The organism is Microbacterium sp. F2, from assembly GCF_052274505.1.
Lineage (GTDB): Bacteria > Actinomycetota > Actinomycetes > Actinomycetales > Microbacteriaceae > Microbacterium.
Genome location: NZ_JBNVBV010000002.1, coordinates 319,454 through 340,184 on the forward strand (window position 1 = coordinate 319,454; position 20,731 = coordinate 340,184).

23 protein-coding genes are annotated in these 20,731 nt (G+C 65.9%); 10 read left to right on the forward strand and 13 right to left on the reverse strand.

Features of this window, described 5'->3' with window-relative positions; translation table 11 throughout:
• Positions 1-5: 5 nt before the first annotated feature.
• Complete coding sequence (locus ACQVDU_RS06625; protein ID WP_331790810.1) at positions 6-383, reverse strand: cupin domain-containing protein; 378 nt, start codon at positions 381-383, stop codon at positions 6-8.
• A 10-nt stretch (positions 384-393) separates the two neighbouring features.
• Positions 394-1,707, reverse strand: coding sequence for an aspartate aminotransferase family protein (locus tag ACQVDU_RS06630; RefSeq protein ID WP_443476589.1), 1,314 nt, complete (start codon positions 1,705-1,707; stop codon positions 394-396).
• 138 nt (positions 1,708-1,845) lie between these two features.
• On the opposite strand from ACQVDU_RS06630, the gene ACQVDU_RS06635 reads away from it, so the two are divergent.
• Complete coding sequence (locus ACQVDU_RS06635; RefSeq protein WP_443476590.1) at positions 1,846-3,306, forward strand: PucR family transcriptional regulator ligand-binding domain-containing protein; 1,461 nt, start codon at positions 1,846-1,848, stop codon at positions 3,304-3,306.
• 14 nt (positions 3,307-3,320) lie between these two features.
• Here ACQVDU_RS06635 and ACQVDU_RS06640 read toward each other — a convergent pair whose 3' ends face one another.
• Together ACQVDU_RS06640 and ACQVDU_RS06645 are read right to left on the reverse strand one after the other, a co-directional pair.
• Positions 3,321-4,841: a CoA-acylating methylmalonate-semialdehyde dehydrogenase gene (locus ACQVDU_RS06640; protein WP_443476591.1), complete on the reverse strand. Its 1,521-nt coding sequence runs from the start codon at positions 4,839-4,841 to the stop codon at positions 3,321-3,323.
• A 106-nt stretch (positions 4,842-4,947) separates the two neighbouring features.
• Positions 4,948-5,682 carry a sulfite exporter TauE/SafE family protein gene (locus ACQVDU_RS06645; RefSeq protein WP_341578411.1) on the reverse strand — a complete coding sequence of 245 codons (735 nt, stop codon included), beginning with the start codon at positions 5,680-5,682 and terminating at the stop codon, positions 4,948-4,950.
• A 229-nt stretch (positions 5,683-5,911) separates the two neighbouring features.
• Here ACQVDU_RS06645 and ACQVDU_RS06650 point away from each other — a divergent pair, with 229 nt between their 5' ends.
• From ACQVDU_RS06650 to ACQVDU_RS06660, 3 genes are read left to right on the forward strand one after another with little or no spacing between them, the layout of a single operon-like run.
• On the forward strand, positions 5,912-7,075 hold the full coding sequence (locus tag ACQVDU_RS06650; RefSeq protein ID WP_443476592.1) for an FAD-dependent monooxygenase: 1,164 nt from the start codon (positions 5,912-5,914) through the stop codon (positions 7,073-7,075).
• A 39-nt stretch (positions 7,076-7,114) separates the two neighbouring features.
• On the forward strand, positions 7,115-8,599 hold the full coding sequence (locus ACQVDU_RS06655; protein ID WP_341578409.1) for a GH39 family glycosyl hydrolase: 1,485 nt from the start codon (positions 7,115-7,117) through the stop codon (positions 8,597-8,599).
• A gap of 60 nt (positions 8,600-8,659) precedes the next feature.
• Positions 8,660-9,310: a TetR/AcrR family transcriptional regulator gene (locus ACQVDU_RS06660; RefSeq protein WP_443476593.1), complete on the forward strand. Its 651-nt coding sequence runs from the start codon at positions 8,660-8,662 to the stop codon at positions 9,308-9,310.
• Here ACQVDU_RS06660 and ACQVDU_RS06665 read toward each other — a convergent pair.
• From ACQVDU_RS06665 to ACQVDU_RS06675, 3 genes are all read right to left on the reverse strand, one after another.
• Positions 9,297-9,596 (reverse strand): SDR family NAD(P)-dependent oxidoreductase, encoded by a 300-nt coding sequence (locus ACQVDU_RS06665; protein WP_443476594.1) that lies wholly within the window; start codon positions 9,594-9,596, stop codon positions 9,297-9,299. The two genes, ACQVDU_RS06660 and ACQVDU_RS06665, sit on opposite strands and share 14 nt — an antisense overlap.
• Positions 9,597-9,966: 370 nt before the next feature.
• Positions 9,967-10,098 (reverse strand): hypothetical protein, encoded by a 132-nt coding sequence (locus ACQVDU_RS06670; RefSeq protein ID WP_443476595.1) that lies wholly within the window; start codon positions 10,096-10,098, stop codon positions 9,967-9,969.
• Complete coding sequence (locus tag ACQVDU_RS06675; RefSeq protein WP_443476596.1) at positions 10,088-10,393, reverse strand: nucleotidyltransferase family protein; 306 nt, start codon at positions 10,391-10,393, stop codon at positions 10,088-10,090. The genes ACQVDU_RS06670 and ACQVDU_RS06675 overlap by 11 nt, the downstream gene beginning before the upstream one ends.
• A gap of 128 nt (positions 10,394-10,521) precedes the next feature.
• Here ACQVDU_RS06675 and ACQVDU_RS06680 point away from each other — a divergent pair, with 128 nt between their 5' ends.
• From ACQVDU_RS06680 to ACQVDU_RS06700, 5 genes are all read left to right on the forward strand, one after another.
• On the forward strand, positions 10,522-11,535 hold the full coding sequence (locus ACQVDU_RS06680; RefSeq protein WP_443476597.1) for a hypothetical protein: 1,014 nt from the start codon (positions 10,522-10,524) through the stop codon (positions 11,533-11,535).
• Between the two features lie 130 nt (positions 11,536-11,665).
• Entirely contained in the window at positions 11,666-12,010 is a 345-nt protein-coding gene (locus tag ACQVDU_RS06685; protein WP_443476598.1) for an ArsR/SmtB family transcription factor, read from the forward strand.
• Positions 12,007-13,209 (forward strand): MFS transporter, encoded by a 1,203-nt coding sequence (locus tag ACQVDU_RS06690; RefSeq protein WP_443476599.1) that lies wholly within the window; start codon positions 12,007-12,009, stop codon positions 13,207-13,209. Before ACQVDU_RS06685 ends, ACQVDU_RS06690 begins: the two co-directional genes overlap by 4 nt.
• A gap of 67 nt (positions 13,210-13,276) precedes the next feature.
• On the forward strand, positions 13,277-13,708 hold the full coding sequence (locus ACQVDU_RS06695; RefSeq protein WP_443476600.1) for a DUF6153 family protein: 432 nt from the start codon (positions 13,277-13,279) through the stop codon (positions 13,706-13,708).
• Positions 13,709-13,789: 81 nt separating this feature from the next.
• The gene (locus ACQVDU_RS06700; protein WP_443476601.1) at positions 13,790-14,407 is read left to right on the forward strand and encodes a DUF305 domain-containing protein; all 618 of its coding nucleotides are present in this window, start codon (positions 13,790-13,792) and stop codon (positions 14,405-14,407) included.
• Positions 14,408-15,020: 613 nt separating this feature from the next.
• Here the strand turns inward: ACQVDU_RS06700 and ACQVDU_RS06705 are convergent.
• The gene (locus ACQVDU_RS06705; RefSeq protein ID WP_443476758.1) at positions 15,021-15,203 is read right to left on the reverse strand and encodes a HepT-like ribonuclease domain-containing protein; all 183 of its coding nucleotides are present in this window, start codon (positions 15,201-15,203) and stop codon (positions 15,021-15,023) included.
• Positions 15,204-15,240: 37 nt separating this feature from the next.
• A complete protein-coding gene (locus ACQVDU_RS06710; RefSeq protein WP_443476602.1) occupies positions 15,241-16,092 on the reverse strand; it encodes an aldo/keto reductase in 852 nt (283 codons plus the stop codon).
• Positions 16,093-16,217: 125 nt separating this feature from the next.
• On the opposite strand from ACQVDU_RS06710, the gene ACQVDU_RS06715 reads away from it, so the two are divergent.
• Positions 16,218-17,105, forward strand: coding sequence for a helix-turn-helix domain-containing protein (locus ACQVDU_RS06715; RefSeq protein ID WP_443476603.1), 888 nt, complete (start codon positions 16,218-16,220; stop codon positions 17,103-17,105).
• Between the two features lie 42 nt (positions 17,106-17,147).
• On the opposite strand, the gene ACQVDU_RS06720 is transcribed toward ACQVDU_RS06715, so the two are convergent.
• Genes ACQVDU_RS06720 through ACQVDU_RS06735 form a run of 4 tightly spaced genes read right to left on the reverse strand, consistent with a single transcriptional unit; the run spans position 17,148 to position 20,547 of the window.
• Positions 17,148-17,939 (reverse strand): IclR family transcriptional regulator domain-containing protein, encoded by a 792-nt coding sequence (locus ACQVDU_RS06720; RefSeq protein ID WP_443476604.1) that lies wholly within the window; start codon positions 17,937-17,939, stop codon positions 17,148-17,150.
• A gap of 30 nt (positions 17,940-17,969) precedes the next feature.
• Entirely contained in the window at positions 17,970-19,139 is a 1,170-nt protein-coding gene (locus ACQVDU_RS06725) for a thiolase family protein (RefSeq protein WP_443476605.1), read from the reverse strand.
• Between the two features lie 2 nt (positions 19,140-19,141).
• A complete protein-coding gene (locus tag ACQVDU_RS06730) occupies positions 19,142-19,798 on the reverse strand; it encodes a 3-oxoacid CoA-transferase subunit B (RefSeq protein ID WP_443476606.1) in 657 nt (218 codons plus the stop codon).
• Entirely contained in the window at positions 19,795-20,547 is a 753-nt protein-coding gene (locus tag ACQVDU_RS06735; RefSeq protein ID WP_443476607.1) for a 3-oxoacid CoA-transferase subunit A, read from the reverse strand. Before ACQVDU_RS06735 ends, ACQVDU_RS06730 begins: the two co-directional genes overlap by 4 nt.
• Positions 20,548-20,731 lie beyond the last annotated feature (184 nt).

Consider the following 20,731-nt stretch of genomic DNA (forward strand, 5'->3'; position numbering starts at 1 on the left):
GCGGATCATGGTTCCGGTTCGATATCCCGCATGATGTAGACCTTTCGAAGCGGCACAGGCACGCGCCAGCGCGTCACCATCCCTGCCTCGAGCCGGCACAGGGACCCGGCGCGCAGCTCGATCGTTCGCGCGACCTGCCCGTCCTCCCCGATGAGTTCGACAGTCGCCTCACCCGAGACGACGACGAACACCTCGTCAGTCTCGATGTCGCGCATCGAACCGGCAGTCATCTCCCAGATCCCGACCATGGCGCCGCCGACCACTGCGACATCGAGGAAGCCCGTGCTGGGTTCTCCCTCGAGTCGAAGATCGTTGGAGACCGGAGCCACCGCGACATCCACAGCCGCGACGTCGAGCGGTTGGAATGGCTCGAGCCGTGTCATCACGGTCTCCTCAGCCGAGGCGGCCCAGCGCCGCGTCGATGATCGTGAGGCCCCGGTCCAGTTCCGACTCAGTGACGACGGCAGGCGGCACGACATGGAGCCGGTTCTCGGCGAAGAAGCCGAGCAGGCCCTGGTCGAGAAGGTCCTTCTTGAGCGCTCCCATGCGCTCGGCCGCGAGCGGCTCGCGTGTCTCGCGGTCGGCGACGAGCTCGACGGCCCAGAAGACGCCGCGCCCGCGCACCTCGCCCACCACCGCATGACGCTCGGCGATTTGGCGAAGGCGGGGACCCAACACATCAGTTCCCATACGGGCCGCGTGCTCCACGATCTTCTCGTCGGCCATCGCCTCGATCGTCGCGACCGCTGACGCCGCGGCAAGCGGATGACCGGAATACGTGAGGCCACCGGGGAACACCCGGTCATCGAACGTGCGGGCAATCTCATCCGAGATGATCACGCCTCCCAGCGGTACGTAGCCGGAGTTCACGCCCTTCGCGAAGGTGACGAGGTCGGGTGTCACACCGAAAGCGTCGAACGCGAACCACTCACCGGCGCGCGCGAAGCCTGCCATCACCTCATCGAGAATGAGGACGATGCCGTAACGATCGGCGATCTCTCGGACTCCGGGGAGGTAGCCGGGCGGCGGAACGAGCACTCCGGCGGTTCCGGGGATCGTCTCGAGCAGAATCGCGGCAATGGAGTCGGGGCCCTCTGCCTGGATGGTCCGTTCGAGGTGGCGGAGCGCTCGCTCGCTCTCCTGCTCGGGAGTGGTCGACCAGAACTCCGTGCGGTAGAGGTAGGGCCCGAAGACGTGGACGTGCCCTCGCGAGAACTCGTTCGGAATGCGGCGCCAGTCGCCGGTGGCGACGATCGCCGCGCCCGTGTTGCCGTGATACGAGCGATACGTGGAGATGACCTTGTCGCGCCCCGTGAAGAGCCTCGCCATCCGGATCGCGTTCTCGTTCGCATCCGCACCGCCATTGGTGAAGAACGCCTTCGCGAAGCCCTCGGGCGCACGCTCGAGGATCAACTCAGCGGCGCGTGCACGGGTGGCGTTCGCATGAGCCGGTGCGACTGTCGTGAGCTGTGCAGCCTGCTCCTGGATGGCGGCGACGACCCGCGGATGCTGGTGGCCGATGTTCACGTTGACGAGCTGGCTCGAGAAGTCGAGGTAGCGGCGACCGTCGACATCCCAGACCTCGCTGCCGCTCCCGCCTGCAAGCGGCAGAGGAGCGAGGGAGCGCTGCGCGGACCAGGAGTGGAAGACGCTCGACCGGTCGCGTTCGCTGATGCTCGCGTTCGTGTCGTCAGGAGTGAGAGCCATACGCCTAGTGTGCTCCGCGGAGCCGGCTCGCGTCGTTCACAATTGTCGTACTGCGAACTCTTCGATCGACAGATTGGCACGACAATTCCGACGACACTGCGCTCCCTTCTAGCTGTTCGGGCGTTCGGTCTGCGCGCCGTGGGCGAGCTCGATGCCGATCACCTCGACCGAACCATCTCGTGGGTTCACAACTCCGACCTGCCCGATCCCACGCCGTGGCTCGAAGCCGGTCAGCTGCTGTTGACCGACGGCGGGCAGTTCGCCGGACAGACTCCCACCTCTCCCGAGGCCTACTGCCTCCGACTCCGCCAGCGCGGGGTGGCTGGATTGGGGTTCGCGACGGACGTCATTCACCCGGAGGTTCCTACCGAGCTCATCGATGCGTGCCGCCGCCTCGAGATCCCCCTTATCGAGGTGCCCGGCACGACGCCGTTCATCGGCATCATCCGGCACGTCGCGGATGCCGAAGCCGCCGATCGCAGCGCACGGCTGTCGTGGACGCTGGAGTCGCAGCGAGCACTGGCCCGGGCAGCCGTGCGCCAAGACGGCCTGCGTGCGATTCTGCGAACCCTCTCCTCCCGGCTTGGCACCTGGGTGGCACTTTTCGATGCTGCAGGACGACCCCTCAGCCTTCCGGGAATCGCTGAGGTCCCGGCATCCGTCGAGCCCGCAGTCGTCGAGCGGGCCCGGATGCTGCTGCGCAAGTCGACACCGGCAAGCATCCGCGTCGCCGAGCCCCATGCTGCGACGCTGCAGACGATAGGTCAGAGCGGGCGACTCGGGGGCGTCCTCGCCGTGGGAGCCGACACCCCGCTGGACTCCGCCCACAGTGATCTGGTCGAGTCGGTCATCGCCCTGGCGAGCATCTCGCTGGAGCAACAGCGAGCAGTCTCGGACGCGCGCCTGCGAGTGCGGACCGGGGTCATCGAGCTGTTGCTGGCTGGCCGCGCAGAAGAAGCTTCCCGGTCAGCGACGGCGCTGTGGGGACGGATGCCGACACCGCCGCTGCTGGCGGGTCAGGTCGCCGGGTTCACCGGCAGTCAGTCGCTTCTCGACGAGCTTGAACTATCCGCAACGGCGGAACCGGGCATCCTCTTCTTCGCCGAGCGCGAGGAGGATCTGCTGATCCTGGTCACGCGCGAGGGACTCGCGGGGGTCGCTGATCTGCTGCAGAAACATGACACCGCCGCAGGCTTCGCCGAGCTCGATCGATGGGAGGAGCTCGGCCGCGCGCTGGCCGAGGCAGCCCATGCTGCCCGACAGTCGAGCGAGCCCGGGGTCATCGAGTTCGCCGCGATCGCCGACCGCGGGGTGATCGGCATGCTGCGAAACAACGGCGGTCCGCTCCTTGCCCGCCGCATGCTCGCGCCGCTCGATCAGCTAGCTCCGGCGCACCGTGAACGTCTGCTCGCCGCCGCGACCGCCTGGTTCGCAGCCAACACCGCATGGGACCCAGCTGCCCGCAGCCTCGACATCCACCGACACACTCTGCGCGCCCGCATCGATGAACTGGGCGAACTCCTCGGCCTGGATCTGTCGACCTTCGATGGTCGCGCTCAGCTATGGGCGGCGATGGAACTCTCCTCCGCCGAACGATGAGCGCCGACGCGTCCTCAGATGTTCTGCGGGAAGCCGAGGTTGATTCCGCCGTGCGTGGCGGGGTCGAGCCAGCGCGCGGTGATCGCCTTCTCGCGCGTGAAGAAGTCGAACCCGTGAACGCCGTAGGCCTTGGCGTCGCCGAACAATGACTTCTTCCATCCACCGAACGAGTGGTACGCGACGGGAACCGGGATCGGCACGTTGATGCCGATCATGCCGACCTGCACCTCGTTCTGGAATCGTCGGGCTGCACCCCCGTCGTTCGTGAAAATGGCAGTTCCGTTGCCGAACTCGCCTGAGTTGATCAGCGCGACTCCCTCTTCGAAGCTTCCGACCCTCACAACCGACAGCACCGGACCGAAAATCTCCTCGGTGTAGGCACGGCTGGTGGTCGGAAGGCCATCGATGAGCGTCGGTCCGAAGAAGAATCCGTCCTCGTGTCCGTCGACGACCAGCGAGCGGCCGTCGACGACGATTGTCGCGCCGTCAGCCTCGGCGATGTCGACAAACCCAGCCACCTTCTGGCGGTGCTGGTCGGTGATGAGCGGCCCCATGTCGGGTTCGGCATCGCCGGTCTGCGCTCCGTTGCCGACGGTGAGCCGCGCGATGCGGTCCGTGATCTTTGCGATCAGCTCATCGGCGACGGGCTCCACGGCGAGCACCACACTGATCGCCATACACCGCTCACCCGCCGCGCCGTAGCCGGCATTGACTGCCTGGTCGGCGACGAGATCAAGGTCGGCATCCGGCAGCACGAGCATGTGATTCTTGGCCCCACCGAGCGCCTGAACTCGCTTGCCGTTGCGTGCGGCGGTCTCGTAGATGTACTGCGCGATCGGCGTGGAACCGACGAAGCTGATGGACTCGACGGTGGGCGAGTTCAGCAGCCCATCCACGGCCAGCTTGTCGCCCTGCAGGACGGTGAAGGCGCCGTCGGGAAGCCCCGCTTCCTTCCATAGCCCCGCGAGCCAGAGCGCGGCCGACGGGTCCTTTTCGCTGGGCTTGAGAACGACGGCGTTGCCAGCGGCGATGGCGATGGGGGCGAACCACAGCGGCACCATCGCGGGGAAGTTGAAGGGGCTGATGACACCCACGACACCGAGGGGCTGCTTGAGGGAGTAGACGTCGATTCCGCTCGAGGCGTTCTCGGAGTACGCGCCCTTGATCAGGTGCGGAAAGCCGGTGGCGAGCTCCACGACCTCCTGGCCGCGCAGGATTTCACCCATCGCGTCGGAGAGCACCTTGCCGTGTTCGGCGGTGATGATCGCCGCGAGCTCCGGCTTGCGCGCGTTGAGCAGCTCACGGAAGGCGAAGAGCACGCCCTGTCGCTTGGCGATCGACCACGACGACCACTCCTCGAAGCCGCGTCGCGCCGAGGCAATGGCGGCGTCCGTTTCGGCCTGGTCAGCCAGCGCCACGTTAGCTGCCACCACGCCGGTAGCCGGGTTGAAGACGGGGGCTGTGCGGCCGGATGTCGACGCCGTCGGTGCGCCGTCGATCCAGTGCGGGATGGTCGGGAGGTCGAGTTCAGCCATGCCGTCAGGTTAGGTCACCTGCCAGGACAAACCGATCGACAATCTGTCACGGCAGACCGGCGCGGATGCCACACCGGCACGCTCGACCGTCGGTCGGTGACGCGGCTCAGATCAACAGGTATACGGCTCCCACGACAGTCAGGACGATCACGATCTGCTCGAAGAGGCGTTGACTGATCACAGCCGCTATCCGTCGCCCAACCAGGGCACCGATGACCACCGCGGGCACGAGGATCAGATCGATCAGCAGACCGTGTGGCGTGATGAGCCCGAGGCCGATCGAGAAAGGAACCTTCGCGACATTCACCGCAGCGAAGAACCAGGCTGCGGTCCCGAGAAAGACGTGCACCGGAAGCCGAGCGGCCAGGAAGTACATCGACATCACGGGTCCGGCGGCGTTGGCGACCATCGTCGTGAATCCGCCCATCACCCCGTAAAAGCCAGCTGCCACCACGCCTGGTGCCGCGTCGGCATCCGTGCGGGATCGCCGCCAGAGGGTGACAGCGATGACGACAAGCAGGATGACGCCGATCGTGCGCCTCACCCACTGATCCGACGCAAAGGCGAGGAAGAGCGTGCCCACCAAGATCCCAGCGATCACCGTCGGGATGAGCCGCAAGAGAGCCCGAACGTCGGCGTGACGCCGGTAAGCGAGCAGCGCCAGAGCGTCACCCACGATGAGTAGTAGCAGGATCGTCCCGGTGGACTGCTTGGCCGGGAGTGCTGACGCGAAGAGAACCACAGCGATGGTCCCCGCTCCCGGCAGCGCGGCCTTCGACAGTCCGATAATGACCGCGCCGGCCGCAAGCGCGACCCACGCGAGCGCGCTCAGTTCGGGCACGGCAGGTCTTCAACGGTCACGATCGGCACGCTACCGGAGGCTCGCGCCCTGCACTTCGCATCCGTGGCGGGCGAAGGTGCATGCCGGGAACTCCTCACTGCACGCCGAAGGGCCCCTCTTGCGCGTCGCCACGGGAGTCGGTACATTTCGAATCCGAACCATAGCTCGGATTCGAATATTCGCGCTGCGTATACGCGCGCAACCGACGGCCGCTCAGAGAGGAAACGCCATGGCAGAACCGATGAAGATCCTGATTGTCGGCGCCGGCATTGGCGGCCTGACCACCGCCTCGGCCCTTGCCCGAATCGGCGTCCACGTCGACGTCATCGACGTCAAGCCCGACAACAGCGTCGCCGGGGTCGGCTTCGGGCTGCGGATCAACGGATTGCGGGCGCTGCGAGAGATCGGCCTGCTGGATGACTTTCTGAAGCTCGGGCACCCTGCTCCGGGGATCGACAACTACGACGCCGAGGGCAACTTCCTGAGCAACATGAGCTACGGCACGCAGGACGAAGGCCTCCCGGGGTGCGTGACGATGGCACGCGTTGCCTTCCTCGAGATGGCTGCCCAGCATGCCCTCGACAACGGCTGCACTATCCGGATGAGCACGACCGTGACGAATCTGGAGCAGGACGAGAACACCGTCTCCGTCACCTTCAGTAGCGGTGACCGCGGCGATTACGACCTCGTCCTCGGCTTCGACGGCATCAACTCGCAGATTCGACAGGATCACTTCGGCGAGAAGTACGCTCCGCGGCCGGTGGGCGGTGTCGCGTGGCGCGCGGCGCTTCCGAACCGGCGCAAGCTCATGCAGCCGATCATCTGCCAGGGGTATGGCGGCAAGATCATGCTCACTCCCCTGTCGGAGGACGCGATGTACATGGTGCTCACCGTGGCCGAGGAGGGGCGCCCCCGCTACGACTCGAACAAGATGGCCGAGATCATGCACGATCGCGCCGTCGCGCTCACCCGCGGATCCGAGTTCCTCGCAGACGCGCTCGAGGACGTTCGTCATTCCGAGAACGTCGCGTACACGCCCTACTCGACAGTATGGGTTCCGTATCCGTGGTTCCGAGGCCGCATCATGATCATGGGTGACGCCGCACACGCGATGACGCCCTACCTCGGATCCGGCGCAGCGATGAGCATCGAAGACGGAGTCGTCCTCGCCCAGGAACTCGCGAAAGATCAGCCCCTCGTCGACGCGCAGATGAACGTCATGAAACGTCGCCTGCCGCGCGTGCGAGCCGTCCACGATCGCTCGATTGAGTCGATGCTCGAGGAGTTCGACTCGGTGACGCCGGAGACCTACCGCGCTCGCGTCGATTATCTCCGCCACGACGAGCCCATCGCGAACGAGTACGCCAACCGCCTGCTGCGGATGCCGTACTGAGCGCCCCGCATCCACCCCGTCACAACCGAGGAGACCCGCGTGTCGCATCCTGACGAATCGTCCCCTGCTGCCACCGCCACACCCACCGCTGATTCTTTACACCGAACGTTCATCATCGACGCCGCCGACGAGAGCGCCTTCCGTGCGCTCAACGGGGTGGGAGGCATCCCCGGACCTGTCGACGCCTACCCCCAGTTCCCCGACATGACGCCCCTGTGGCGTGAGGGGGGAGTGACGGTGGTGCGTTCCTTCGACTGGCTGTCGCGCCTTGACACCCGCAACAACCCGACGAGCCTCTTTCCCGACTGGGATGCCGATGTCAACGACCCTGCGAGCTACAACTTCGCAGCCACCGACCAGTGGGTGGAGGCGGTGCACTCCATCGGGGCGCAAGTGATGTTCACTGTCGCAAGCTCCATCCCCTCGAACAAGCTGCCTGCAGAAGACCTCGAGGTATACGGACAGGTCGTCGAGCACATCGTGCGTCATTACTCGCAAGGGTGGGCCGGGGGCCCCGCCACTCCCATCCGCATCTATGAATTCGGCGACCAGCCCGACTTCGGGCCGCTGCACTTCGCGGGAGAACCCGAAGAGTTCTACGAGATGTACCGGGCGTTCTGCGAGGCGGTGCACCGCGTCGATCCGTCGCTGACCGTCGGGGGCCCGGCTACCGCGTTCCCTCTCGACGGCGACGCACCCTACCGCGAGGGCTTCCTCGAGTTCGTGCGCACGAACGATCTGCCGCTCGACTTCTTCTCGTTCCTCTGGTTCACCGACGGAAGCCGCGACCCACTGGACTTCCGATACGTGTCGAATCAGCTGCGCGCGCTTCTCGACCGTCATGGCTTCACCGACACCGACCTGACCCTCAGCTACTGGAACTACCTCGCCGTTCCCAGTAGCACCGCGCCCGCGGCCGAGAAGGGAGCGTTCCAGGCAGCCACGGCGATCTACCTGCAGGACACGGTCATCGACCACGCGTTCTTCTTCCGCGCTGACAGCGGGCTCGACCCTCACTACGGCTTCGTCGATCCCGCCGGGGTAGGAGCTGCCGATGGCAGCCCCGACGAACGCTCTCGCGCGCTCGCGATGGCCGGGCGCGCGCTGTCGGGCAGGCGGCTTGGCGTCACCGGCGGAGACGAATCCGGGCTGGCTTGTGCAGCAAGCCGCGACGGAGATGTCGTGCGTGCGCTTATCGCCAACTATGTCGCCCCCGGCTCGGCGCTGGCACCGCGGGCGGAGGACCGGTTCACGTTCCGCATCCCGATCGGGGAGCATCGCATCGAGCTCGGCCTCACACTCCCCCCGCAACGTGGTGAACTGGCGTCGGCGGGAGTGACCTCGGCCCGCATCCAGGTCACGAACCTCCCGTGGGCAGAACGCTCCGTCAGCGTCACACGCACGTCGGTGTCAGGAGCTGTCGACGGGCCTTACGACGCGGTGGTCTCCGAGACGGGCGAGATCGAGGTGGACCTCGACCTCGCGCCGCAGTCGGTGTTCCTCGTCGAGGTGGAGGCGCGGTAGACCCGCCGCCGGCTGGTTACACTCCCGACGAGGGAAGACGACGCGCGAAACGGAGCGAGGATGGCGACACGATCGACCGTCAACGGGGTGGCCGAGCCCAAGCAGCGACGCAGCCGAGACTCCTTCGCGAAAGTACGCTCCGCGGTGCTGCAGCTTCTGCAGGAGCGCGGCAACGGCCAGTTCTCGATCGCCGAAGTGAGCGCGGCTGCTGGCCTGTCGGTTGGCACCATCTATGGCCGAGTGTCGAGCAAGGCCGACCTGCTGCGAGTGGTGCAGAACGAAGAGTTCGATCGCCTCGATGCCGAGACCAGGGATCGTGTCAGCGCTGCCGGGCTGGGAGCAGCAACGTTCGAGCAGGCCGTGACATCGGTCGTCACCGCGTACGCCGAGCTGCTGCGACAGAACCGCGAACTGCTGTCGCCGTTCTTCCTCCTCGGCGTTGAGGACCCCGCCATCCGCGACCGCGGCCGGCAGTCCGGCGACGCGGGCCAGGCAGTCTTCGTTCGCGCCATGTTGACCGCCGCCGAGGAGCACCATGTCGAGTTAGCCGCAGCGCGCGCGGACTGGGCTTTCGAAGTCTTCTACAGCTTGAGCGTCCGCTATCTCGGCCTCGGTGTCGCGGCAACGGTCAGTCCCGAGGACAACTACGACTGGAACGACGTCCTCGGACGTCTCGCCGACACCGTCCACCTGATCCTCACATCGAGCTGACGGCCACGCCCTTCGTCTCGGGCGCGGAGTCAGCGGGAGCCCCGCCTTCGACGCTAGCCATCGACGCAATGTTGATGATCCGCCCATAGCGCTGTCGATGCATCACGGGGACCGCAGCTAGACACATGAGGTACGTCCCGCGAAGGTTGATGGCAACGATCCGGTCGAATGTCGACACCGGCACCTCTTCGATGTCAGCCCGATCATCGCCCTGCGGCGCTGCCGCGTTGTTCACCAGCACGTCGAGGCGGCCGTATCTGTCGACGGTCTCGGGCGCGCCCGTCACCGTGCCGATTGGCGAATGACGAAGGCCCCGATTCCCGCGTTATTCCGCGGATATCGGGGCCTTGCACATGGCGGTGACGGTGGGATTTGAACTATTGCCGGATCCGATTTCGAGGACCGACTTCGAGGCATCCACGCCGTCTTCTCGCAGGTCGGCAGGTTTCGCAGACCCACCTCGTCGAGTCCTAGATGTCTACACGCTTACCCACACCCTTACCCGCGCCGGCTGACAGATCGGCGCCCCCCTCACCGTTGCGCACATGACACCTGACGTTGCGCAACCCGATGATGCGCTCGACCTCGGGGATCAGAGCGGCCGCGTCACCACCCACCCGACGGAGGTTGTTCAGCGCCTCGCCGATGATCTCGAGCTACCGCTCCACCGCGGAGCGCCGCAACGCATCGGCCAGGTAGTCGTCCCTCGTGAGTCCGGCGATGAACGTGCCGATCCTGTCAGCCGCGTTGCGGGCATCCCACATGAACGCGGCAGACTCAGGCCGCATACAGCTCTTCGGCGTTCGCGTTCGCTGCCGCCTCGAAGTACGGATTGCGCACGGCATCCGCCATCACAAGGTCAACGCGACGGCCGAACAGCACCTCGAGGTCTTCCTTCAACCCGAAGTACGCCTCGAACGGATCCGCGAGCTCCGGCACGAACTCGACGAGGAGGTCAACATCACTGCGAGCGGCATCGAAGCTGTCATCGACTGCGGATCCGAACACCCGCATCCGCCGCACGCCACGCGCGCGGCACACCGCGGCGACCGCATCGCGGTCGACGACCAGCCGAAGAGTCATGGCACGAGTGTACCGAGCACCCTCCGCTGTCGACGGGGGATCTCCACGCTTCGGGGCTCACAGCACTGAATCGAGCAGCACGGAGACCGGATCGCCTTCAGTCTCTCGGCAGACGAGGGGCGGGTCACGTGCGCTATCGTTACCGCGACCGGCGAGTTGTCGATCGGATGCAGGGAATGGCCTATATCTGGGGTCTTCTAACGATCTCGGTGATTGTTGCCACGATGATCGTGGTGGTTGCGTTGCCTCGGGCGGGGTCGTCGGGCGGTCATGATCTGTTCGCGCGGTTCAGCATCGGTGCGGGGATCGCTGCTGTCGGGTCTGCTCTGATGTACGCCATCCATGTGCACGTCGGCGGTATCGGGTCCCTCGTCGGAGGCGATGTCCTCATGGTGCTGGGTCCCGGCGGGATGCTCATCGCCGTCAGTTCACTCCGCGCAAGATTGGGGCACGCAGCAATCGCGGTGGGCTGCGCGGCCCTGACCGTGGCGCTTGTATCGTCGCTGTCGACGGCGCCGATGGGTCTGCTGGTGAAGGTGATCGCCCTCACCATTCTGTGTGTCGCGACCGCCGTCGTGTCGGCGAGAACGCCGACGCTGACCCGCAGCGCGCGTGCGATCCTGGTCGTGGTCAACGGGGGATACGCACTCTTCTGCGTTGGGAGGATCGCTGCGGGATTGGCGCTCGGGCCGGACTCACCGGTCTATGCGGAGTGGTTTTCTATCGTCCCCACCACGGTTGTGGGTGCTATATGTGTCGCGGCGCTCGGGGTTGCGGTGATCCTCGAGCTGCGGGGCCACGCGCCGAGCACCGTCTCGACAGGGGTGACCGATGAGCACAGTGTCGGCGCGTGGACGGTGCGGTTTGCTGATGCACAGCAGCTGCGCACCGCGATCGGATTAGCCTCACTGCGCACGCTCGCGAGCGATCTCGCAGAGGTGTGCGCCGACCTCAGCGTGGAGGCGGCCACACTGTCAACCGCCGATGTGCACACCGAGATGATGGTGGCCGCTGAGCTCAGAGAACGACTTGCCGCGCGCGGCTGGACCCCCCTCGAACTCGGAATGGTCATTGTCGCATCGGAAGCTGGCGACGACAGGTCCAGTCACCCCGGTATCGGCGGCTCCCATGACACCCGGTAGTCCTCAACAAACTGGGCACGCCGTGTGGGGTGCGGCCCGATCAGGTGACGGAAGCCCCGGCGTCGAAACACTGAGCGAGGCCGGCAAGCCCTGCGGCGGACCCTGCCCCTGAATGACCTAGTATCTACGTATGCACGTAGATACTGATGTTGACGGTTCGCAGCTCGACAGCGAGTTCGTCGAGATCGCGGCCGAGATCTTCGGGCTCCTCGCCGACGCAACCCGCATCAGAATCGTGCTCGCCCTCCATGCTGGCGAACTGCCCGTGAACGAGATCGCTGAGCTGGTGGGCCGCAGCCCGGCGGCAGTGTCGCAGCATCTTGCGAAGCTTCGGTGGGCGAAGATCGTGCTTGCCCGCAAGGACGGCAACCGCATGTTCTACCGTCTCTCCGATGAGCACGCACACCGCCTGGTTATGGAAGCGATCAAACAGGCCGAGCACGCCGTCAGCGATACCCCTCGTCACCACGCGTGATCCAGGTTCTTCGCGACCCGACCTATCGGTCGCTTTTTACCGCACAGGTGATGGCACTGGTGGGCACGGGTCTGCTCACTGTCGCACTCGGCTTGTTGGCGTTCGACCTCGCAGAAGAAGCAGCCGGGTCCGTCCTGGGCACTGCGCTGACGATCAAGATGGTCGCCTACGTCGGTGTCTCCCCCATCATGGCGGCCCTCGTTGACCGGCTACCCAAGAAGATGGTGCTTGTCGGCGCTGATCTGATCCGCCTCGCAATTGCGATCACGCTCCCGTTCGTCAGCGAGATCTGGCAGATCTACGTGCTCGTGTTCATCCTCCAGTCCGCGTCGGCAACGTTTACCCCCGCCTTCCAGTCGCTCATCCCGACCATCCTCCCCGACACCCGGGACTACACCCGCGCGCTGGCGCTGTCCCGCCTCGCATACGACCTCGAGGCACTGCTGAGTCCGATCATCGCCGCCGCGCTCCTGACCGTCACCACCTACAACAGCCTCTTCGCCGGCACTGCTGTGGGGTTCGCCCTATCCGCGGCACTCGTCCTCGCGACACGGCTGCCACGTCACGCAGCCGACGCCGCCTCATCGACGTTCTGGCAACGACTTCCCGAAGGCTTGCGTGTGTTCTCCCGCGCACCGACGCTCCGGTTCCTCGCGCTCGCGAACATCGTGGTCGCCGCCGGTACGGGGATCGTCCTCGTCAACTCCGTCGTCTACGTCAAGGCGGTCCTCGGCCTGGACGACTCCGCTCTGGCCCTCACCCTCGGCGCCTACGGCATCGGATCCCTGCTCGTCGCCCTGACGATCCCGCGCCTCGTCCGTCGACGCGGTGTGATCCGCACAATGAGGGCAGGTACCACAGTCACGGTGACCGGGCTGATCACAGCATCCGTAGTCACCGCGTGGGGAACCGAACTCGTCGCGGGGTGGTGGATGATCCTGGGGACCTGGGCGGCCCTGGGAGCGGGAACCGCACTGGTCACCACCCCCTCCGCGATCCTCCTCGCCGAGGCATCCACCCCGAGCAACCGCAACCTCGTCTACACGGCACAATTCGCACTCTCACACGCATGCTTCCTGATCACCTACCCCCTCGCTGGATGGCTAGGAGCTGTAAGCCTCACCGCCGCAGCCGTCGCCCTCACCGCCATCGGAGCCGCCGCCGCCATCGCGTGTCCTCGGATCCGATTCGATCGGTAGGCGGCACGGGGTGAGCAGGGGCGGGGGCGTATACCCCTGCGGGGTATACTTCGAGGCAGGAATACCCATGACCCTCGACGCAACGCGAACCCGTCTGCATCCGCCGATGCTGTGGCGGTGGATGCTGTCGGTACTGCTTGCGGCCCTCGTGATGGTGGGTCTGCTGTCCATGCACACACTCATGACTGGGCACTCCGAGGCGCCGAGTGGGAGCGTGTCGAGTATCGAGGCCGAGCACGGCCACGGATCCTTGTCGAACGCCGGTGCCCTCTCCGAGTCCGCCTGCGAAAGCTGCACCTCCGGCGGCATGCACGATGCGCTGAGCGTGGTGTGCGTGATCGGCCTGCTGGCGGTGGCGCTGTGGGCTGCGCGCTCCGGACCGGGGGTGATCCGCAGGCGAAGGAGCGGGCGGACCGTGCTGGCGCGCCTGGTCGCGGTGCCGACTTCGGTGATGACTCGCCCGCCGTCATTGCTGGATCTTTCGATAAGTCGAACATGAATCGGCCTTCCCGGCTCCCGCGGCCGGGGTCGAGTCATGCCCGCACGCGGGCGCAGTTCACTAATCGATGGAGAAGAAGAAGTGAGTGTGAAGAAGTATCGGTTGATGGCGTTGACGGTCGCGCCGGTCGCGATGGCGGTCTCGCTGGCAGGATGCGCGCATTTCGGTGGCGGTTCGACACCGGGGATGGGCCAGGGCGGGATGATGTCGTCCGCGGCTCCGTCTGCCCTCGCGGAGGGCGAGGTCAACGCGTCGGACTCGATGTTCGTGATGATGATGATCCCCCACCACGAGCAGGCGGTCGATATGAGCAAGACGATCCTCGGCAAGGAAGGCATTGACGAGCAGACGCGGGATCTGGCGCAGCAGATCAAGGATGCCCAAGGCCCCGAGATCGAGCTCATGCGGTCCTGGCTGACCAGTTGGGGATTGGGCACCAGCGTCGATATGAGCGGGATGGGACACGGCGACGGGATGATGTCGGATGACGACATGGCGGCCCTCGAAAGCGCCTACGGCGCCGACGCTGCGCGGTTGTTCCTGGAGCAGATGATCGTGCACCACGAGGGCGCAATCGAGATGGCGCAGACCGCACTCGACCAAGGGTCCAACCCAGCGGTTCGTTCGCTCGCCCAGACAATCCTGGATGCGCAGACCGCTGAGATCATCAGGATGAAGGACCTCCTCACCCAGATGTGACAGGACATCCCTCGGACCACTCCGCGCCTTCCTGACGGTGGGGCTTGGTCGACGCCGCGGCGGCACTCCTGCGTCGTGTCCTTCTACGAGCAGCAACCTTGTCGATGTCGCACGGACCATCGCGCGATGACTCAACAAAGGTCCGATGCGTCGGCCACCCTGCCGAAGGTCCTCCACCACGCGGGACGTCACCAGTCTCGACAACGCCCAGTGGCTCCCGCCAACCTACGGTGGGATCCCTTTACCCACGGAACACGCTTAGCGGTCCAGCGCAGAAAAACCCAGGCTAAAGGCGATTTCCTGGCTTGAATGCGTTTACCCGAATCTTTACCCACACGCAGATCAGCGCCCCAAAAAGAGGCGCTGATCTGGGAGAAAAATGGCGGTGACGGTGGGATTTGAACTATTGCCGGATCCGATTTCGAGGACCGACTTCGGAGCCATCTCACCGTCATCCCGCTGGTCGGCAGCTTTTCGGGGACCGACCTCGTCGAGCCCTACATGTCTACACATTTACCCACGCCGTTACCCGCGCCGGCTGGCCGATCCGTGCCCCTCGCGCTATTGCCCCGCCAACCCGCGTCCGCGTCTAAGGTGCCAGCGGCCTACGTCACTACCATCCGGTCGATGATCTCTCGGAGCTCGGGGACGCGGCAGTCCACACCACACTGTCGTCGACGACCGCGTAGCCGTGGGCGAGGACGTTGCGCAACCCGATGATTCGCTCGACCTCAGGGATCAGAGCGGCCGTGTCACCATACGCCCGACGGAGGTTGTTCAGCGCCTCGCCGATGATCTCAAGCTGCCTTCCACCGCGGACGGCAGTGCGGGGCTCACGCTTCGACGCGTCGTGCGGCGAGCCAGCGGACCATGTCGGGGTCGCGGTGGTCGAAGAATTGGGAAGTTGCCTCGTCCAGTGCCGCGATGGAGTCCATGTCGGCTGGACTGAGGGCGAAGTCGAACACGTCGAGGTTTTGCGCCATCCGTTCGGGGTTGACGGTCTTGGGGATCACCACGACCTCCCGCTGGATCATCCATCGCAGCACGACCTGTGCGACCGACTTGCCATGCTTCTGACCGATCGCGGCCAGGACCGGGTTAGTGAACAGGCCGTTCTTGCCTTCAGCGAACGGACCCCAGGACTCGTGCTGCACGCCCTCGGCGACGAGGATGTCGTGCGCGGCGCCCTGCTGGTGGAACGGGTTGGTCTCGATCTGGTTGACGGCGGGGGTGATCTCGGTGTTCAGAATCAGGTCGAGGAGTCGGTCGGAGGCGAAGTTGGAGACGCCGATCGCGCGTGCGCGGCCCTCGCGGTTGATCTGCTCCATCCCACGCCACTGACCGTAGTAGTCACCGAACGGCTGGTGGATCAGATACAGGTCGATGTAGTCCAGCCCGAGCTTGGTCAGCGAGTCATCGAACGCGCGGGCGGTGTTCTCTTCGGCGGGCGCGTCCTGCACCCACAACTTGGTCGTGATGAACAGCCCGTCGCGGGGGATGCCGGACTTCGCGATCGCAGCTCCCACGGCTTCTTCGTTCATGTATGAGGCAGCCGTGTCGATGAGACGGTAGCCGGCGGCGAGTGCATCGCTGACGGCCCTCTCGGTTTCTTCGGGGCCGACCTGGAACACGCCGAATCCGAGGATCGGCATCTGGATGCCGTTGTTCAATGTCACGGTCTGCATGGTGTGGTCCTTTCAACGGGGCATTGAGACCATTCCACTCCCACATCTACGCGGGTGGCAGTGACCGGTTATCCGTGTACTGCTGGTACCTCCTGTCCACGGATGTGTGCTCCTACTGTGGAGCCATGGACAACCGTGCTGAGGTGAGCGAGTTCCTCCGCACGCGACGCGACCGTCTCACGCCCGAGCAGGCGGGAATCATCCGCGGTGGACGAAGGCGTGTGCCTGGACTGCGTCGCGAAGAGCTCGCTATGCTGGCCGGCATCAGTGTCGACTACGTCGCGAAGATGGAGCGGGGAAACCTCACCGGTGTGTCTTTGGAGATCATCGGCACGCTCGCCCGCGCGCTTCAGCTCGATGACGCCGAGACGGCCCACCTCCACGATCTGCATCGCGCCGCAACTCCCACCACCGGACGTCGCCGCCCGCCGCAGTCCCCCAGCCCGACGGTAGGCGAGACCCTGCAACGATTCCTCGACGCCATCACCGGCACCCCCGTCTGGGTAACGAATCAGCGCTCCGACTACGTCGCGGGAAACGTGCTCGGGGAGGCACTGCTCACCCCTGTACTCGAAGACCCCGCCGCGCGGCGGAACAATGCCCTGTTCACTTTTCTCAGCCCAGCCGCGCGCGTCTTCTATCCGGAGTGGGACATCGGGGCCGATAGTGTCGTCGCCTCGCTTCGCACTCGCGCCGGGCCGAGTCCACACGACAAGCCCCTCACCGACCTCATCGGTGAACTCGTGACCCGCAGCGACGACTTCCGTCAGCGGTGGGCCCGCCACGACGTGCGCTTCCATCGCGGCGGCACCAAACGCATCCACCACCCCGCCGTCGACGACCTCGAATTCGACTACGAGGCTTTCACCCTGCCCAGCGATCCCGCGCTCACCCTCTTTGCGTACACGACGAAATCCGGGTCCTCGAGCGAAGAGCGGGTCAGACTGCTCGGCAGCCTCGCCGCCACACCGCATACGGCCGGTACCGTGCAAGCACCACCCCCTGGGCCCTGACCGACCCCTCGCCACACTGAACAGGGCACTCGGCGTCCTGGATCACAGAGTGCTACAGGTTGCGAGGTCGGTCTGGGCGGCGCGGACGGTGTCGAGTAGGAGCGGGAGATAGGCGCTCCGCACATGCTCGAGCGAATCCCGGCTCGCACTGGTTGAGATATTCACCGCGGCGACAACTTTGCCCGAACGCGCATGCAGGGGCGCCGCAATAGATCGCAACCCGGTTTCGAGCTCGCTGTCGACGAGCGCCCATCCCTGTTCCCTCACCCGCTCGAGATGCTCGCGCAGCTCGAGCGGGTTCGTGATCGTGCGGTCGGTGTGAGCGGTCAGGGGCGACGACTCGAGCAGAGCATCCAGCGCATCGGGCGGCAGCGATGCCAGCAGCACACGACCCATGCTCGTTGCGGCGGCAGGAAAGCGCGTACCGATCGTGATCCGCACGCTCATGATCCGACGCGTGGGCACACGTGCGACATAGACGATGTCGGCCCCATCGAGCACTGCCGCCGACACGCTCTCGTCGACCTCTCGCGAAAGCTTCTCCAGGTGTGGCTGCACGATCTCCGGCAGCGAAAGTGCCGACAGATAGCTGAAGCCGAGATCGAGCACCCGTGGCGTGAGCGAGAACAATCGACCGTCCGATCTGACGTACCCCAGCGCCTCCAGCGTGTGCAGGAACCGCCGCGCGGCGGCGCGGGTCAATTCCGTACGTCGCGCGACATCACTGAGCGAGAGCTCCGCGTGTGTCGCATCGAACGCGCGGATGACCGCCAGTCCGCGCGCGAGTGACTGGACGAACTCTCCGGAACTGGTCTCGGTGCCGGCATCACTCATGCTCAACATCCTGGCAGTGGATGCCGCCGCTCACCGCTCGAGGACGACCGCCAGACCCTGTCCGACGCCGATGCAGATCGCGGCGACCGCGACCCCGCCGCCGCGACGGGCAAGCTCGTGGGCGGCATGTCCGATGATCCGACCGCCCGATGCGCCCAGCGGGTGCCCGATCGCGATCGCACCCCCATGGATGTTGAGCTTGGCGGGATCGAGATCCGGCCATCCTTTCAGGCACGCGAGGGACTGGGACGCGAAGGCCTCGTTGAGCTCGACCACGTCGACATCGGCCCACGTCCGACCTGCGTTCGCGAGCGCCTTGTTGGCGGCCTCGATCGGTGCGATCGGGAAGTCGTCGGGGTCCACGCCATGGGCAGCGCGCCCGGTGATACGCGCAAGCGGTTCGCCGGGCAGCACCCCCTCGCCGGCCAGCAGCACCGCAGAGGCGCCGTCATTGATCGACGAGGCATTGCCCGCCGTCACCGTTCCATCTGCCGCGAACAGGGCGTTGAGACCGGCCAGCCTCTCGATCGACGTGTCGTCACGGATGCCCTCATCACGGGCGAGCGCGGCGCCGGGCACCTGCACGGTTTCGGCGTCGTAGATCCCGTCCGCCCACGCGGCGGCGGCGAGCCGGTGGGAGCGCACCGCGAATTCGTCCTGCTCGTCGCGGGCGATTCCCCACTCGCGGGCGATCTTCTCCGCCGACTCCCCGTTGGAGATCGTCCAGCGCGCAGGCAGCGCCCGGTTCGTCATCCGCCATCCGATGGAGGTGTTCCACAGGGTCTGGTTGCCGACGGCGGGCCACGGCTTGGGGGACTTCTCGACGACGAACGGCGCGCGGCTCATCGACTCGACCCCGCCCGCGAGGACGATCTCAGCATCCCCCGACTCGATCGCCCGCGCTCCCTGGATCACGGCCTCGACCGAGGACGCGCACAGCCGGTTCACCGTGACACCGGTCACACTCGTCGGGAACCCGGCCAGCAGCGCACCGAACCGCGCCACGTTGCGGTTGTCCTCCCCGGCCTGATTCGCATCGCCGAAGATGACGTCGGTGATCCGCCCGGGGTCGAGGTCATTGCGCTCGACCGTCGCGCGCATCACCACCGCGGCAAGGTCATCGGGTCGGATGCCGGAGAGGGCGCCCCCGCCGCGACCGAACGGCGTGCGCACGGCGTCGTGGATGTAGGTCGCAGGCATGGTCAGGCATCCTCTCGTGTCGCATCGACGAGTGCCAGACCTGTCAGCGCCGAAAGTGACTCGACGGTGTTCTCGCCGAAGGCCTCCCGCACGGCGAACCCGTCGGGGGAGACGTCGAAGATCGCGTGGTCCGTGTAGACCCGGGTGACGCACCCGACCCCGGTCAGCGGGTAGCTGCACTCCTGAACGAGTTTGGACTCGCCCGTCTTGGTGAGGAGGTCGGTCATCACATAGACGCTCTTCGCACCGATCGCCAGATCCATCGCGCCTCCGACGGCGGGGATCGCGCCGGGTGCACCCGTCGACCAGTTCGCGAGATCGCCGTTCTGCCCGACCTGGAAGGCGCCGAGGACGCAGACGTCCAGGTGGCCACCGCGCATCATCGCGAACGAGTCCGCGTGGTGGAAGAATGCCGCGCCCGGGAGAGCCGTGACCGGCTGCTTGCCCGCGTTGATGAGGTCGGGGTCGATTTTCCCCCCAGCGGGTGAAGGGCCCATGCCGAGCAGCCCGTTCTCGGTATGAAGAAGGATCTCCTCATCCTCCGGCAGGAAATTCGCGACGAGCGTGGGGGCGCCGATGCCGAGGTTGACGACAGATCCCTCAGGAATGTCAGCGGCGATGCGCCGCGCGAGCTCCTCGCGCGAAATCCGCGTTGTCATCGGACCTGCTCCGTTCCCGCCGCGCCGAGCGGACGACCGTCGATGTCCACCCCGCCGACGAACTCCCCCGCGCTCAGCCATGACCGCTCACCCACCGTGACCACGCGATCGACGAAGAGTCCCGGCGTGACGACCGATTCGGGGTCGATGGTCCCGAGGGGGACGACCTCGTCGACTTGGACGATCGTCGTCGTGGCCGCCGTCGCCATGATCGGGCCGAAGTTGCGCGCGGTCTCGCGGAAGACGAGATTGCCCCACCGGTCGGCGCGGTAGGCACTGATGAGCGCGAAGTCCGCGCGGATCGGATACTCCAGGACGTAGGAGCGCCCATCGATCTCGCGAGACTCCTTGCCAAGCGCCAGCTCTGTGCCGACGCCGGTCGGGCTGAAAAAGGCACCGATGCCGGCACCGGCCGCGCGGATGCGTTCCGCGAGGTTTCCCTGCGGCACAAGCTCAAGTTCGATCCTGCCGTCGCGATACAGGCCGTCGAAGACCCAGGAGTCCGTCTGGCGCGGGAAGGAGCAGATGATCTTGCGGACAGCGCCGGAGGCGAGGAGCGCGGCGAGGCCGACGTCCCCGTTGCCGGCGTTGTTGTTCACGATCGTGAGGTCGCGGGCACCGTGGGCGATCAGCGCGTCGATGAGTTCAACCGGCTGCCCGGCACGCCCGAAGCCGCCGATCATGACGGTCGAGCCGTCGGGGATGTCGGCGACGGCGGACGCCGCATCCGCCACGGATTTGTCGATCATCGAGTCTCCGTTCGTATTGCGAACATGCGTACGTATATCGTACACCTTAGAGGCGATCGGCCAGCGTCTCAAGGACGTCTGCACGCCGCTCGAGCCGAAATATCACCTCTCCGCAAAGCCAGAGGCTTTCCGGGCTGAGAAGGGTGCCTGGCGAATACCCCGCAGAGAGAGATCAGTACCGCAG